The 14,304-nt window shown below is 37.0% G+C and carries 13 protein-coding genes; 6 read left to right on the top strand and 7 right to left on the bottom strand.

Features of this window, described 5'->3' with window-relative positions:
• Nucleotides 1-59: 59 nt before the first annotated feature.
• Nucleotides 60-362, top strand: a complete 303-nt coding sequence (locus JKA74_RS15330; protein ID WP_201432090.1) for a GIY-YIG nuclease family protein — start codon at nt 60-62, stop codon at nt 360-362.
• A 160-nt stretch (nt 363-522) separates the two neighbouring features.
• On the opposite strand, the gene JKA74_RS15325 is transcribed toward JKA74_RS15330, so the two are convergent.
• Complete coding sequence (locus JKA74_RS15325) at nt 523-1,098, bottom strand: energy transducer TonB (protein WP_201432089.1); 576 nt, start codon at nt 1,096-1,098, stop codon at nt 523-525.
• Nucleotides 1,099-2,008: 910 nt separating this feature from the next.
• Nucleotides 2,009-3,451 carry an endonuclease gene (locus JKA74_RS15320; protein ID WP_201432088.1) on the bottom strand — a complete coding sequence of 481 codons (1,443 nt, stop codon included), beginning with the start codon at nt 3,449-3,451 and terminating at the stop codon, nt 2,009-2,011.
• A 351-nt stretch (nt 3,452-3,802) separates the two neighbouring features.
• Between JKA74_RS15320 and JKA74_RS15315 the strand changes: the two genes are divergently transcribed.
• The 5 genes from JKA74_RS15315 to JKA74_RS15295 all read left to right on the top strand — a co-directional run bounded on the left by JKA74_RS15315 (nt 3,803) and on the right by JKA74_RS15295 (nt 8,059).
• A complete protein-coding gene (locus JKA74_RS15315; RefSeq protein ID WP_201432087.1) occupies nt 3,803-4,396 on the top strand; it encodes a peroxiredoxin-like family protein in 594 nt (197 codons plus the stop codon).
• A 121-nt stretch (nt 4,397-4,517) separates the two neighbouring features.
• Nucleotides 4,518-5,729, top strand: a complete 1,212-nt coding sequence (locus JKA74_RS15310) for an Nramp family divalent metal transporter (protein ID WP_201432086.1) — start codon at nt 4,518-4,520, stop codon at nt 5,727-5,729.
• Nucleotides 5,730-5,749: 20 nt separating this feature from the next.
• Nucleotides 5,750-6,499: a 5-oxoprolinase subunit PxpA gene (locus JKA74_RS15305; protein WP_236587860.1), complete on the top strand. Its 750-nt coding sequence runs from the start codon at nt 5,750-5,752 to the stop codon at nt 6,497-6,499.
• Nucleotides 6,496-7,203 (top strand): 5-oxoprolinase subunit PxpB, encoded by a 708-nt coding sequence (pxpB, locus tag JKA74_RS15300; RefSeq protein WP_201432084.1) that lies wholly within the window; start codon nt 6,496-6,498, stop codon nt 7,201-7,203. The genes JKA74_RS15305 and pxpB overlap by 4 nt, the downstream gene beginning before the upstream one ends.
• Nucleotides 7,196-8,059: a 5-oxoprolinase subunit C family protein gene (locus JKA74_RS15295; protein WP_201432083.1), complete on the top strand. Its 864-nt coding sequence runs from the start codon at nt 7,196-7,198 to the stop codon at nt 8,057-8,059. The genes pxpB and JKA74_RS15295 overlap by 8 nt, the downstream gene beginning before the upstream one ends.
• An 8-nt stretch (nt 8,060-8,067) precedes the next feature.
• On the opposite strand, the gene msrA is transcribed toward JKA74_RS15295, so the two are convergent.
• From msrA to JKA74_RS15270, 5 genes are all read right to left on the bottom strand, one after another.
• Nucleotides 8,068-8,610, bottom strand: a complete 543-nt coding sequence (msrA, locus tag JKA74_RS15290; RefSeq protein WP_236587850.1) for a peptide-methionine (S)-S-oxide reductase MsrA — start codon at nt 8,608-8,610, stop codon at nt 8,068-8,070.
• 69 nt (nt 8,611-8,679) lie between these two features.
• The gene (locus tag JKA74_RS15285; protein ID WP_201432082.1) at nt 8,680-9,822 is read right to left on the bottom strand and encodes a tetratricopeptide repeat protein; all 1,143 of its coding nucleotides are present in this window, start codon (nt 9,820-9,822) and stop codon (nt 8,680-8,682) included.
• Between the two features lie 96 nt (nt 9,823-9,918).
• Entirely contained in the window at nt 9,919-12,483 is a 2,565-nt protein-coding gene (gene gyrA, locus JKA74_RS15280; RefSeq protein ID WP_201432081.1) for a DNA gyrase subunit A, read from the bottom strand.
• A 73-nt stretch (nt 12,484-12,556) separates the two neighbouring features.
• On the bottom strand, nt 12,557-13,606 hold the full coding sequence (locus JKA74_RS15275; protein ID WP_201432080.1) for a hypothetical protein: 1,050 nt from the start codon (nt 13,604-13,606) through the stop codon (nt 12,557-12,559).
• A gap of 80 nt (nt 13,607-13,686) precedes the next feature.
• Nucleotides 13,687-14,283 (bottom strand): hypothetical protein, encoded by a 597-nt coding sequence (locus JKA74_RS15270; protein ID WP_201432079.1) that lies wholly within the window; start codon nt 14,281-14,283, stop codon nt 13,687-13,689.
• Between the last annotated feature and the right edge of the window lie 21 nt (nt 14,284-14,304).

Raw genomic sequence — 14,304 nt, 5'->3', positions numbered from 1 at the left:
AAAGCTCACTTTTTAAGTGAGCTTTTTTTGTTTAATACCATTTTCATTAATATCGAAATATGGAACCACATTACACCTACATACTTCAAAGCGAAAAAGACCATTCCTACTACATTGGTAGCTCCAATGATCCACAGGAGAGATTAATAAAACATAACAAACGTCATAAAGGGTATACTGCAAGAAAACAACCTTGGAAACTGGTTTACATCGAAGAATATGAAACCAAAACAGAAGCCCTTAAAAGAGAACACTTCCTGAAAGCCCAAAAATCTAAAGAATTTATTGAAAAATTGATTTTGAACAGCGGTAGTTCAGTGGTTATCCCCATAGGGATCCCTTTGGGGGAATGCTTGCCCTGAGGCAAAGACTCTCAATCATAGAAAAAACCTAGAGCCCTGCGGAACTCTACGGATAGTTGGAATCGCGTAAAACTGGCGGAATGACTTTGGTAATTCTATCAAAAAAAAAGCGAAAGTTGCCCCTCGCCTTTTTTAACTATGAAATACATTAAAGTATTTTTCAATTGATCCGAAAAGTAATCGGAATACTATACTTTACTGCTACAGGTTTTCCGTTTTGAAGTCCGGGTGACCATGCTGGCATCATATCAACAACCCTAAGTGCCTCCTTAACAAAAGCCGGATCAATATTTTTATAGGTATAGGTGGTCACTTCTGAGTTGGTAACTACTCCCTTGTCTGATAAAATAAAGTCGACAAAAACAGTACCTTCCTGATCATCAGACTTAGCTTCTTCAGGGTATTTTAAATTATCCTCTAGAAATTGAATCATGGCTTCATTCCCTCCCATATAGGAAGGTTCAGTTTCAACCACATAGAAAACCAAACTACCATCAGGTAATTCATAATACGGACTATTTTTTGCTAATTCTTCAAGCTCAGCCTTTTTTTGCAGCTCCAGTTCTTTTCTACTTTTCTCCAGTTTTGCTTTTCTTTCAGCAACTGTTAATGTTGATTCAGTCACTTCTTCTGATGCTGTATCATTAGAATTTTCCTCTTTTTCAGCTGATGAATTACAGGCTTGCATTGTTACAAATGCCACGCTTAGTAGCAGAATACTTAGTTTAATTTTCATGTGTATATAGTTTGTTTTTAGTATTAGAAATCATTCATAAAGTAATTTTTTATGCAATAAATTCTACTTTTATAATCTGAATTGATTTCATTCCCTTATTTGGGAAATGCTATTTTCAGAGAAACAAAGGTGGCAAAGATAAAATCGAAATAGTTATAGAGTACATTAATAGATTTACATATATCACAGGTTTATTGTCCAGGCTGACCCTGTTAAATCTCTAATAATATATTGAAAATAAATATTGATCATTATCAAAGGTACTAAATACAGCAAAAGTAAAATTAGAACAACCGACCAGATTCATTTTAGGTAGGCTCCTAATGAAAAATAAATTTCACCTATAAACTGGGTATCCTTGCTTTTATTAGTGTTTCTTTAAATTTAAATCAAAGTACAAAACCTCAGAAAACAGGAATTTCATTTAATATTAAGGTTTAACTTAAATTTTATGCATTTTTAAACCAAATTTTATTCTTCATCTTTTGTCTTGATACAAAAGATTGAAAAAATCAAGACAAAAAGATGCTCCCAAGCTGCAATTCCACGCGCTCCCCGCCTTTTGTCCACCCACGCGCATACTCCGAGCAAATTTTATTTGGTTTTTGAACATTGGAGCATTTATCAAGAGCACCCTAGGTATTTTGCATCAGAAATAAAAGTGTCTGACCGCAGGAAGTTTCTTTTATTACCCAATTTATTGTGAGGGCTGGAGCACTGGCTTAGTCTTAAGCGGAACATTAGCTCACGAACAGGTTTGTGTTATTGCCAATTCATCTGCAACAGCTGACATTCTTGCTGAAGGAGCAGTAATTACTATATCTGCAGATGCAACTGACAATGATGGCATAATTTCAAAAGTAGTCTTTTATGAAGAAAGTACTATCTTAGAAGAAGATGCTACTTAGCCTTATTCATACGATTGGACGGATCCGGCTGTAGTCTTTACAATTCTTTGATGATAATCACCTTGCTTGGTAAAAGCCCTGATATAATATATCCCGGGTTCCATTTTCTCAATTAGCCTTTCAGCCTTCCGTAATTTTTGGGTATGTAATATTACCTGACCTGTTTGATTATAAATAACTATTTCCGTTCCTTCCAAAATATTAATAGTGAAATGGTCTTTTATCGGGTTAGGATAAACCATCACTTTCCGGATGGATTTTTTATTGATGGCTGTAATGACTTCCTCTTCTAATATTTTAACTGCCACTTTAACATAGAAGGTAGAGTCACAAGAAGTAGTAAACCGGATAGAATCAATGACGGTTTCAGGAGTCTCCTCTATATTATATCTGACAAACACCTGCGCCTGGATATCACCATCATTTGCTTGTATTGCCAAGGTATCTTCAGAAGTAATGACCTCTGAAAAGTCCTGCATTGAGGAAATTTCAAACTTCCCGGGAGGGATCACTTTTAAATCATCCAATAAGCCGGAAGCTTGAATAGACAAAGTTTTTATTTCAGAAACAGGTTCCTTTTCTTCTATTTCAAACAGCAGACTATCTGAAGAGAACTGATAAGATAAATTAGCCACCAAACAAGGCTCCGGAGCTTCTCCTGCCCAAATCTGATTGACGAACTCCGGGTGATCAATAAATGGGTTTCTGTTTCTCTGATAGCCAAAAATAATTTCATTTCTATTTCTTTCATTTTCATCTACCGGATCAAATTCATGCCATTCCAGTAAAACTGATAATCGGGAATGAAAAGGTTCCTTGCTACTTGCTTCCAGGTACTCTTCAATAATTTCAAGATCAGGCTCCCCGTTTTCACCCTCATATCGGGTTGCCATATAGAATATCATCCTTGCTACATCTCCTTTTACAGCATCCCGTGGCTCCCACACATAATTGGTTGAACTTGTGTATGAGTCAGTCATACCACTATATCCACCAGTCATATCTTCATATTGAGTATCCCCATAATCAAAATTCCTATTATTCCTTGCCGAGTTAGTGGATATATCAGCAGCCCTTAAATGATGCGTATCAGTTCCGGCACCTGTAGAGGTCCCGAAATCTCCTCTGCTTTTCGCCCAAACATGTTCACGATTCCAACCTTGTCCACTGTTATATTCCTCAGCCGCCAGCATTTTAAATCCTGAATAAATCCCGATCACATAAGTAGGATCATTTGGGTCTGCATCAGCCTCTTTAAGTATATCCCATACGTCTGTTGAGCTACTGGTATAAGAATATTCAGTATGTCCTTTAATGATCTGATAAAGCGAGCTTTTCAGTGCCTCCCCGCTTAAATCAGCAGTGCTTTCATAATAGCCTGAAGGTATTTGAGCACAGATAAAACCTGAATAAAAAAGGGAGCAAATAAAGATAAAATTTTTCATGTGGAAAATTTAAAAATTACGATCATCCAAAAATTAAAAATATGACAATTAAGTTTCTTCTGAGTGAAAAAAATGCCTTATAATTGATTTATAAGGGAAAAGTGCATATTAATCATTCTTAAAACCTATAGAGGTTACTATTTCATCTCACTTTTCTGAACCGGATACTTTTGATTAACTTCATCTGTACAATGGTCCTTACCAGCATGCTAAAATGAATACCAATGAAGTCATCACTATCATGCTTTTGTAGGAGACATTCAGCTAGGTATTGGCAGAGTTTGTCGAATTTGAAAATTTAATAAAAACCAAAGATTGGGTTTGTTAGTATATAGTGGTAAATAAAAGATTATGAAACTGAGCAAAGATCTAACAGCCCCTGTTTTCAACCAAAAAGATATTTTTGGAAGAACAATTAATTTGGAAGAATACCGGGATAAAAAAATACTCATTGCTTTTTTCCGACATGCGGGTTGTCCTTTCTGTAACTTAAGAGTACATGCTTTAACCAAAGTACATGAAGAACTGAAAGCAAAAGGTTTGGAAATGATTTTCTTTTTTGAATCGAAGGAAAATGTTTTATTAAGAAGTATTTTTCACAAGGAAGTCTCTCCTATCCCATTGCTTTCCGACCCGGAGAAACAGTGGTACGATGCCTATGGATTGGAAAGTTCAGGATTGAAATCGGCTGTTAGCCATGTCACTACTTTTGTGCAAACTGCCTTTAAAGCCAAAATGAAAGGATTGCCCATGCATACCATGGCAGATGGAGAATCCATAAAAACCATTCCGGCAGAATTTTTAGTTGATAAAGATTTAGTGATCAAAAAGGTTCATTACTCTGCTAACCTGACTGACCGATTGGACCTTAACCTTATCCAGAAATTCGCAGATGATGGTAATATTTTTGATGAAACTAAAGAGTCGCTAAAAGCAGCTGTTTAGGTGAAAGGATTGAGAGTATATTCTGAGATCCAAACATGCATAGATGCAATCAATAATTAATTGAGGAGGGGCTTCTATTTAAAGATTTTGACTATATTCCACATTATTAAATGTTGAATATATGCGCTTTAGAATCAAGGAACTTGGCCCCGGAGTATTGGTTGCAGCAGCTTTCATAGGCCCGGGAACAGTCACTACAGCTACACTAACCGGTGCAGGATTTGGCTATACCTTACTATGGGCTATGCTGTTTTCTGTAATTTCCACCATTATATTGCAGGAAATGTCCGCAAGGCTTGGCGTGATTACAGGTATGGGGGTTGGTGATGCCTTAAGATCCAAAACCAAAAACAAAGCCTTAAAAGGATTCACTTTTGCTTTAGTGATACTGGCAATTGTAATCGGCAATGCAGCTTATGAAGCCGGCAATCTTACAGGAGCCGTTTTGGGGTTTGGCAGTCCTAAAAGCTTTTATGGGATTAACCCTTTGATTATAGTTATCGGGGCAGTTACTTTTGTCTTATTATTTATAGGAAAATATAAACTGATCGAAAGATTCCTCGTGCTTTTAGTGGCTATCATGGCAGTTGTTTTCTTTGTCTCAGCTATTTTGGTTCAACCCGACCTTTCCAAAATAATCAGTGGCCTTTTTATTCCTGTCATTCCGGAAAATGCAACCTTCATGGTACTTGGTTTAATTGGTACCACAGTAGTTCCCTACAATTTGTTCCTGCACGCTTCCTCTGCCAAACAAAAATGGAAGAATAAAGAAGAGCTAAAGTTTGCCAGATGGGACACCATCATTTCAGTAAGCCTGGGTGGCATAATTACAATGTGTATTATGATAACCAGTGCAGTGGCCTTCGGAGGATCATCAGTTACCATTGAAAGTTTTGCTGATCTGTCCCAACAACTTCACCCAATTCTGGGCTCATGGTCATCCGATTTTATAGCCTTCGGATTTTTAGCAGCAGGATTCTCATCTTCCATAACAGCACCATTGGCAGCAGCTTACGCCACTTCTGAGATCCTGGGATGGAAAAGTAGTTTTAAAAGTTGGAAATTTCGTATTGTATGGGGGTTTGTTTTATTGACAGGAATTGTTTTTTCCTCCCTTGGCTTTCGGCCCACTTCGGTCATTCTATTAGCTCAGGTAGCCAATGGCCTTATACTTCCGGTAATAGCCATTTATCTTTTATGGATCGTAAATGATAAAACTATTATGGGGAATTATGTAAACTCAAAATTCATTAATATATTAGGTTTCATCGTCATATTAATTACGTTAATGCTTGGAGTAAAAGGTATAAATTCCGCTTTGGGTTTATTTTAAAAATATGGATAGTGGATCGAATGGATATTAATTGCGACATAGGAGAAAGTTACGGATATTTCAGCGTGGGTAATGATGAAAAAGTTTTTCCTTATATAACTTCATGTAATATCGCCTGCGGATTTCATGGCGGTGATCCAATACATATTGAAAATACTATTACAAACGCACTTAAACATAAGGTGCAGATAGGGGCACATCCTTCCTATCCTGACTTAATGGGTTTTGGCAGGCGCCCCATGCAATTACCCCTTAATGAGCTAAGGGCAATACTTAAATATCAAATCTCTGCATTAAAAGGAATGACAGAAAGCCTTGGTGGCAGATTGGTTTATGTAAAACCTCATGGAGCTTTGTACAATTCCATCACTAACAATGAAGAAGAAGGAATAGCCACCTTAGAAGCCATTCAGGCAATAGATCCCCAATTGGCCATTATGGGCTTACCAGGAAGCAAATTGGAGCATTTGGCGCACAATAGAGGAATTACTTTTGTTAGAGAAGGTTTTATTGACCGAGCTTATTTACCTACCGGAAACCTGATGCCCCGCAACCAGAACGGGGCAGTTGTTGCCACAGTTGAAGATTCAGTTGCCCAGGCTATTTCAATCATTAAAGAAAAAAAAGTAAAAGTTCAAGGTGGAATAATTGATTTGGAAGTAGATAGTATTTGCATTCATGGTGATAATCCTTTGGCTCCTGAAATCTTAAAAGATATTCAAAAAGCAGCTGAAAGAAACAATTTCAATCTCGCTAAATTTCTGGTATGATAAAAATAATGCCCTATGGAGATCACGCTTTATTAGTTCAATTTTCCCAGGAAATAAATGTGGAAATTCACAGGAAAGTTAAAGCTCTAAGCGAGTTAGCGGGGAAACTGAAAGGAGTACAGTATTATATCCCGGCTTATTGTTCAATCACGATCGTTTTTGACCCAAGCCTCACTTCGTATTCCCTACTGGAAAAGGAAATACAAGAAATGGATTTGAAAAATGATAGTGAAATTATACCCGGAAAACATTTCCGAATTCCTGTTTGCTACGAAGAAGAATTTGGGCCGGATATTTCTGAGGTAGCTGAATTCACCAGGCTAAGCCCCAAAGAAATAGTAGAACATCACACCTCTGTTAGCTATCATGTATTTATGATAGGATTTATTCCGGGCTTCCCCTATCTGGGCAAGTTACCCAATATTCTGTCCTGTAAAAGGAAAGATCATCCAAGGAAGGAAGTAGCAGCCGGATCTGTTGGTTTGGCAGGTAAGCAAACTGGGATTTATCCTGCGAAAGCCCCAGGGGGATGGCAATTAATTGGCAGGACTCCTGTCCCACTCTTTCAAGCTAAGAACAAATATCCATTTCTCATTCAAATGGGTGATTTAATCACATTTTACTCTATTTCGGGGGAAGAATATCATACAATCGAAAAAAAATTTGAATTAGGAGAATTAAAAGGAAAAGATTTTTATGCCTGAACTACAACTAAAATTCATGAAGGCAGGAATGCAAACTTTAGTGCAAGATCTGGGCAGGTCAGGTCATCAGCAACAAGGAGTGCCTATAAGTGGTGTCCTCGATAGACAATCAGCCAAAGCTGCCAACGAAATTGTGGGGAATTCTGTAGACACACCGGTTATTGAAATAACTGTCATTGGGCCGGAGATCCATTTTGATCAGTCCTGCAAAATAGCCATTACAGGTGCGAATATAAGTCCCCGACTCAATAATGAACCAATAGCAAACCATCGATTACAGAATGTAAGAGCCGGTTCTATACTTTCTTTTGGTAAAATGATATCAGGCTGTCGTGCGTACCTTGCTGTAGCAGGAAAGTGGAATGTGAATAAATGGTTGGGTAGTGCCAGTGCTTCAACCATATCTCCTGAATTATTAACTCCTGATAGCGTAATTACAAAGGGGAGTACGATTTCCATCACTACTAATGATCAAAGCATCCATTCTACAACTTCTATTCATCAAACGGTTTTCACCAATATTGTAAGGTTGAGGGTAATCCCGGGTCCGGAATTTGAATGGTTTACAAAAGTAGCCATTGCTCGTTTTTTCAGCACGGGTCATATTATTTCTCAGGCTGCCAACAGAATGGGATACCAAATAAAAACCTCAGGAATGGAGCATCAGAAAGAAATGATTTCTTCAGGTATTATTCCGGGAACTATTCAGATAACTCCTGACGGCAGAGCTATTGTTTTATTAGCTGATGCTCAAACAACAGGAGGCTATCCACGCATAGCCAATATTATTGATGACGACCTGGATAAGATGGCGCAAATGAAACCAGGTGGTGAGGTGTGGTTCTCACTTGCATAGACATACACCTATTTTAGCTTATCAGCGAAAAGTCTCTTTACTTTATTCACTTTAGGTTTTATTACAAAACTACAATAAGGCTGCTCCTGGTTATATTTATAAAAATCCTGATGGTAATCCTCGGCCGGATAAAAAGCCTCAAAAGGTTTTATTTCTGTCACTATTGGAGCATCAAATATTCCTGACTCATCCAATTGATGCTTCATTTTTTCAGCAACTGCTTTTTGTTGATCATTATGATACAAAATAATTGACCGGTAATGAGTCCCCACATCAGCACCTTGTCTGTTTAAAGTAGTAGGATCATGGGTTTGCCAAAAGACCTCCAGAATCTCTTCGTAACTAATAACAGCCGGATCAAAATTAATTTGAGCTACTTCTGCATGACCGGTTCTACCGGTAACTACCTCCCTATAGGCAGGGTTCTTAATATTACCTCCGGAAAAACCTGAGACAACTTTTTCAACTCCTTTTAACTGCCTAAGTACAGTATCAATACACCAGAAGCAACCTGCTCCAAGTGTCGCTATTTGCATATTTTTATTTTCCATTCAATTTATTTTTCAAAAAAAAAGGTTACTCCTTTTTAGAAGTAACCTTTTATTAGAGATTATGTTTCCTTAATTGTCACCGGATTCTGCGTTAATTGCATCGGCTCTATCCATCATTTCTTCTGCTTTATCCATTTCACCCAACTGAGTATATACAGTTTGAAGTGTTTCAATAATTGCTAATTCCTTAGGAGCAATCTCTAAAGCTTTTTCAAAATAAGGTTTTGCTTTCTTCAGATACATTTTTGCCTTTTCTTCAATTTTTTTACCATTCTTCTGATACTCTTTCAAGTCCATATTTCTGGCTTCTGAAAATAAATCAGCTGCAAAATTATAATAATAAACAGCTAAATTATAGTTGGCATCAAGGTAATCAGGATCTAACTCAACAGCTTTTATATAAGCTTCTTCCGCTTTTTCAGGCTGCTCCAATTGCTCATATAAATAGCCTAAATTGAAATATAGGTTTGCATTTTCAGGTTCATTGGCTATTGCCTCGTTTATCTTGTCCTTGGCTTCGTCAATCCTTTCAGCTACTATCAAGAGATTAATTTCCTGTTTTTGAAAAGCATCACTTTCAGGAAATTGCTTTTGAGCCTTTGTGATCATCTCCAAAGCTTTATCAATATCCTTATTTTCATATCTCTCAATAGAAATAATGCTATTGTAAATATCTTCAGAATGATTGCCCAAATCGATTAATCGATAGTAATATTTCAAAGCGGCCTGGTTATCCTTGGCCTGTTGAGCGGATATACCCGCATATAAAGTAGCGGTAGTATCTTCAGGTAAAACCATTAACGCCTTTTCAAAAGCATCAAAAGCACCCGAGAAGTTTTCAGCTGAATATTCCTCAGAACCTTTATTGATAAAACCTCCCCAAAGCTCCTGAATTTTCAAATCCGTTAAAGTATAGAAGTTGGAACCTTCTTTTTCCAATTCCATCACTTTATCATAACTTTTTACAGCTTCTTTAAGGTTTTCATCAGAATAGTTTTCTTTCACCATTGCCTGATAAATAGTACCTCTTGTAAACCAGGTCTTTCCATCATCTTTGGTTTTTTCATGCTGGATAGCTTCATCAATTAATTGTTTGGCTTCCTGCAAATTACCATCCTCTAAGGCACTTTCTGCCTTTCGGACATTTGATTTTTGAGCAAATGCCGATCCTGCTAATAAGATCAAGGCAAAAAATAATGTGAGTTTTCTCATTTTTCCTATATTTTTAAAACATGTGTAATAGCTGATCGAATCAACTTAAATTTTTGCTAAAATTAGAAAATTACAATTTCTTTACAAATAGTTATTCTATTCTTCTGTATTTTCTGTGCCGGATTCCGCATCATTCTCATCCGGTTTGTTTTCCTCTGTATTTAAATTAGCTTCCGCAGATATGTCTTCTCCATCCTCATCTAATTCTGCTTCATCTATCTTTTCCACTTTTTCAACAGAAGAAATACTATCTGTTTCGCTTATTTTAATTAATCTAACTCCTTGAGTTGCACGTCCCATTACCCTCAGAGTCTCAACAGCCATACGAATAGTAATACCGGATTTGTTAATAATCATTAAATCATCTGTATCAATTACTTCTTTGATAGCTACTAAGTCACCTGTTTTTTCAGTTACATTAAGTGTTTTTACACCTTTCCCACCTCTTTTAGTTACTCGATAAGCTTCAATATCAGTTCGTTTACCATATCCTTTTTCTGAAACCACCAAAAGATTGGCATTTTCACGCTCTATAGTAACCATTTCTACTACAACGTCTTTTTCGCTGCTCAGTTTAATTCCTCTTACTCCGGCAGCTGTTCTTCCCATAGGTCGTACATTGCTTTCATGGAACCTGATGGCTCTACCTGATCTGGCAGCAATGATGATATTGTTATCGCCATTGGTTAATTTCACATTCAACAGTCGATCTCCTTCATTGATAGTGATTGCATTAATACCATTTGTACGTGGTCTTGAATAAGCCTCAAGAGTAGTTTTCTTAATCGTACCTTTTTCTGTACACATGATCAAGAAATTATTATTGATATAATCCTCATCTGTAAGGTTGTCTACATTGATCACAGCACGAACGGAATCATTCGGCTCAATATTGATCAAATTCTGAATAGCCCGGCCTTTTGCGGTTTTGGCACCTTCAGGTAAACGATATACCTTGATCCAGAATACTTTACCTAATTCAGTAAAGATCAACAGGTAATTATGGGTTTTGGCTACAAAAAGCAATTCAGTAAAATCATCTGTTTTACTCCCTGCACCTTTGGAGCCTACTCCACCCCTTCCCTGGGTTTTGTATTCTACTAATTGAGTTCTTTTAATGTATCCCTGATGTGAAAGGGTAATTACCACATCCTCATTAGGAATCATGTCTTCATCCGTAAATTCCTCAGCACTGTGAACTACTTCTGTCCTTCTCTCATCACCGTAACGGTCTTTCATTTCCTGCAATTCATCTTTGATGATCTGCATTCTCAATTCTTCATTACCCAAAATACTTTCAAGGTATTCTATCAATTTCATGATTTCCTCGTATTCCGCAGTAATTTTCTCACGCTCAAGACCAGTAAGTCTTTGCAAACGCATATCCAGAATAGCTTTAGCCTGAATTTCTGATAATTCGAAATTTTGCATCAAGCCATTTTTGGCTACTTCAGGATCTCTGGATTCCCTGATCAATTTAATCACGGCATCAAGATTATCCAATGCGATGAGGTACCCTTGTAAAATATGAGCTCTTTTTTGAGCTTCCTGAAGTTCGTATTCTGTTCTTCTTATTACAACATCATGCCTGTGATCTACATAATGTCTGATTAAATCCTTCAGGTTTAATGTTTCCGGTCTACCTTTCACCAGGGCTACATTATTTACACTAAAGGACGTCTGAAGTTGCGTATATTTATAAAGGTTGTTAAGAACTACATTTGGAATAGCATCTTTTTTAATATCATAAACAATTCTTAAACCATCACGATCAGATTCATCCCGGATATCAGAAATACCTTCAATTTTCTTTTCGTTAACAAGTCCGGCAGTTTTCTCAATCATATTGGCTTTATTCACCATATATGGAATTTCAGAAACAATAATTTGCTCCCTGCCTGATTTTAATACTTCAATTTCCGCTTTGGCGCGCATCACAATTCTGCCTCTTCCTGTTTCGAAAGCTGCACGAACGCCCTGATAACCATAAATTATCGCCCCAGTTGGGAAATCTGGCGCAGTAATATGTTCCATTAACTCCGAAATAGTAATTTCAGGGTTTTCAATATAAGCATGAATACCATCAACCACTTCAGATAAGTTGTGCGGTGCCATATTAGTGGCCATACCTACCGCAATTCCTGAAGCACCATTTAACAATAAATTAGGTACTTTAGCAGGTAAAACAGAAGGCTCCTGGAGGGAATCATCAAAATTGGACTGAAAATCAACTGTGTTTTTATTGATGTCGCCCAACATTTCATCGGCAATCCTTTTTAATTTGGCCTCAGTATAACGCATAGCTGCCGGGGAATCACCGTCAATAGAACCGAAGTTACCCTGGCCATCTACCATCTGGTATCGCAATGACCATGGTTGTGCCATACGCACCATGGTATCATAAACGGCTGAATCACCATGTGGGTGATACTTACCTAAAACCTCACCCACGATTCTGGCTGATTTTTTATAAGACCGATTATAGGATAAACCCAAATCTTGCATTCCGTAAAGAATACGTCTGTGAACTGGTTTAAGCCCATCCCTTACATCAGGAAGTGCTCTGGAAACAATTACCGACATTGAATAATCAATGTAGGCTACTTTCATTTCATCCTCGATAAAAATCGGGATTATATTCTCATTTTCTCCTTGAGCCATAAGTATGTTACTAATAATCTAATTAATCTGCAATTTACTGAATTTTAATCAAGCGGTGGCAAAAATAAGCATTTCATTTACGTTTCAAAAACGAAAATAAACCTCTTTTTTGCGTTGCCAGATATGGATGATTTTGTCCCACCTTGGGGTTTTGAATTTTATGCAGAGGTTGCCCCCTGAATTTTTTATCAATATGCTTATGTTCTTTCTGCGCTTCGCAATTACTAATTGGACATTTCCGGTACAATGGGAAACTCACTCTCACTCCTACCTGAAATTGTAAATTCCACATATTGGTCTTAATGGCTTCCCCTGAAGGGATTACAGTATTAATTGATTTTAAGTCAATGGAAGGCCTCATAACCAAATGAAAGTATTTTGATAAATTCTTTTCAACAGGAAAGCCCACATTCCAATAGCTGTTTTCTGTAACATTGGAAGCCGGAAAAGCATTATTTGAGAGTCTGAAACGACCATACTCTACATCCGCAAAATAAGAGAAATCCCAGAAGTCCCAATAGCGAACTCCGGCTGTAAAATAATATTTTCGGGTGAGAAAATTAGAGAAATCAGATTCATATTTATTAATATAATCGGGATACCCTTTTAAATCCATCTTTGCTTTAGTATTGAATTCAAAAGTAGCTCCTGCACCAATCCTATAGCGGTCGTAGTTAAAATGTAGCTTTAGATGTAAAGGTACTGCGTTACCTCCCCCCGTCAGTCGTTTCTCTCCGCTGTCAATTAAATAAGCCCTATTGGGATCTTGCTCATTACTGGAAGGATTATAAACAATGGCATTGGAAGTATTGATTGTGTCAGTCACAAAAGGTTTATTGAGCCAATTACCAATACCAACTGGTTGACCACTGGCACTATCTGCGGCTAGTAAATATAATTGGCCATTATCACTATAGATGCTATAATCGTCCAGATTTTGCCGATAGCGGGTATTACCATACCCAATAGCTACTTCTGCTGAAAAATGTGAAAGGATTTTTCTTAGGAAACTAGCTTCAATCTCCTTGTCATTGGGAGGAGGCCCCCAAGGATTGAAAACCTGAGCTTGCATAGGGAACTGCAATAGCATAAAAGCTGTAATGAAAATTAGTATTAACCTCATAAATTAAATCGCCTGTGCAAACTTTCCTTTAATTTCGACTAACAAAGGTACAATAATTATGCTAAAGCTTGGTATCAGTCTTATTTTAACTCATATTTTGCCATGAATTCATTGAAAATAAGATAGTCTGACAAGCCGATTTTACTTCCAATTTCAGTTAATTTGTCAAATTCTACTTTCTTTATCGTTCCCGGATTCAAAATATCTTCATCCCTTTCCAGGAATAAAGAAGAAATAAACCGAATCAATAAATAAGGAGAGTACATTACTTTAGTTTCAAAATCTATGCTTTTATCATTAATTAATTGAAGGTCATCAGATCGAAAAAGTACTTTCGAACATTTATTGATAGCCGCATAAAATTTATCTTCCCATGCATCAAAATTCTTAAGAAGAAATTTCAGTCCATCCACAACAGGGTCTGAGGAAAGGAAGAAACCTCCCTTAGAGTATTTTCTTGCTTTTTTCTGTAAGGACATTTCCTCACTAAAGCTTACATGCTTATTGGCCATCTTTTTTCCCACATCAGTACTTAGAAGTATCAGTGACAAAAAATCATGGTTGCTAATTTCCATGTAGGGGGCTTCATTCGTGATAAAATCCTGTTTCAATTGATCTACTATTTTATCAATTTCCTCATCCTTTATAATAATTGCTATTTCTGCTTCGCTGAACATACTTTACTGATTTATGTAATA

Origin of the sequence: Marivirga aurantiaca, from assembly GCF_016679925.1 — a bacterium.
Taxonomy (GTDB): Bacteria; Bacteroidota; Bacteroidia; order Cytophagales; family Cyclobacteriaceae; genus Marivirga; species Marivirga aurantiaca.
Note: the sequence above shows the minus strand (reverse complement) of the source record. Positions and strands in the feature narration are given on the sequence as shown.

Bases quoted from the DNA above. Each gene is read 5' to 3' on its own strand.
- JKA74_RS15305 (WP_236587860.1), top strand. From the start codon at position 5,750: ATGGATATTAATTGCGACATAGGAGAAAGTTACGGATATTTCAGCGTG.
- JKA74_RS15295 (WP_201432083.1), top strand. From the start codon at position 7,196: ATGCCTGAACTACAACTAAAATTCATGAAGGCAGGAATGCAAACTTTA.
- JKA74_RS15325 (WP_201432089.1), bottom strand. From the start codon at position 1,098: ATGAAAATTAAACTAAGTATTCTGCTACTAAGCGTGGCATTTGTAACA.
- JKA74_RS15285 (WP_201432082.1), bottom strand. From the start codon at position 9,822: ATGAGAAAACTCACATTATTTTTTGCCTTGATCTTATTAGCAGGATCG.
- JKA74_RS15330 (WP_201432090.1), top strand. From the start codon at position 60: ATGGAACCACATTACACCTACATACTTCAAAGCGAAAAAGACCATTCC.
- JKA74_RS15275 (WP_201432080.1), bottom strand. From the start codon at position 13,606: ATGAGGTTAATACTAATTTTCATTACAGCTTTTATGCTATTGCAGTTC.
- gyrA (WP_201432081.1), bottom strand. From the start codon at position 12,483: ATGGCTCAAGGAGAAAATGAGAATATAATCCCGATTTTTATCGAGGAT.
- pxpB (WP_201432084.1), top strand. From the start codon at position 6,496: ATGATAAAAATAATGCCCTATGGAGATCACGCTTTATTAGTTCAATTT.
- JKA74_RS15270 (WP_201432079.1), bottom strand. From the start codon at position 14,283: ATGTTCAGCGAAGCAGAAATAGCAATTATTATAAAGGATGAGGAAATT.
- JKA74_RS15310 (WP_201432086.1), top strand. From the start codon at position 4,518: ATGCGCTTTAGAATCAAGGAACTTGGCCCCGGAGTATTGGTTGCAGCA.
- JKA74_RS15320 (WP_201432088.1), bottom strand. From the start codon at position 3,451: ATGAAAAATTTTATCTTTATTTGCTCCCTTTTTTATTCAGGTTTTATC.
- JKA74_RS15315 (WP_201432087.1), top strand. From the start codon at position 3,803: ATGAAACTGAGCAAAGATCTAACAGCCCCTGTTTTCAACCAAAAAGAT.
- msrA (WP_236587850.1), bottom strand. From the start codon at position 8,610: ATGGAAAATAAAAATATGCAAATAGCGACACTTGGAGCAGGTTGCTTC.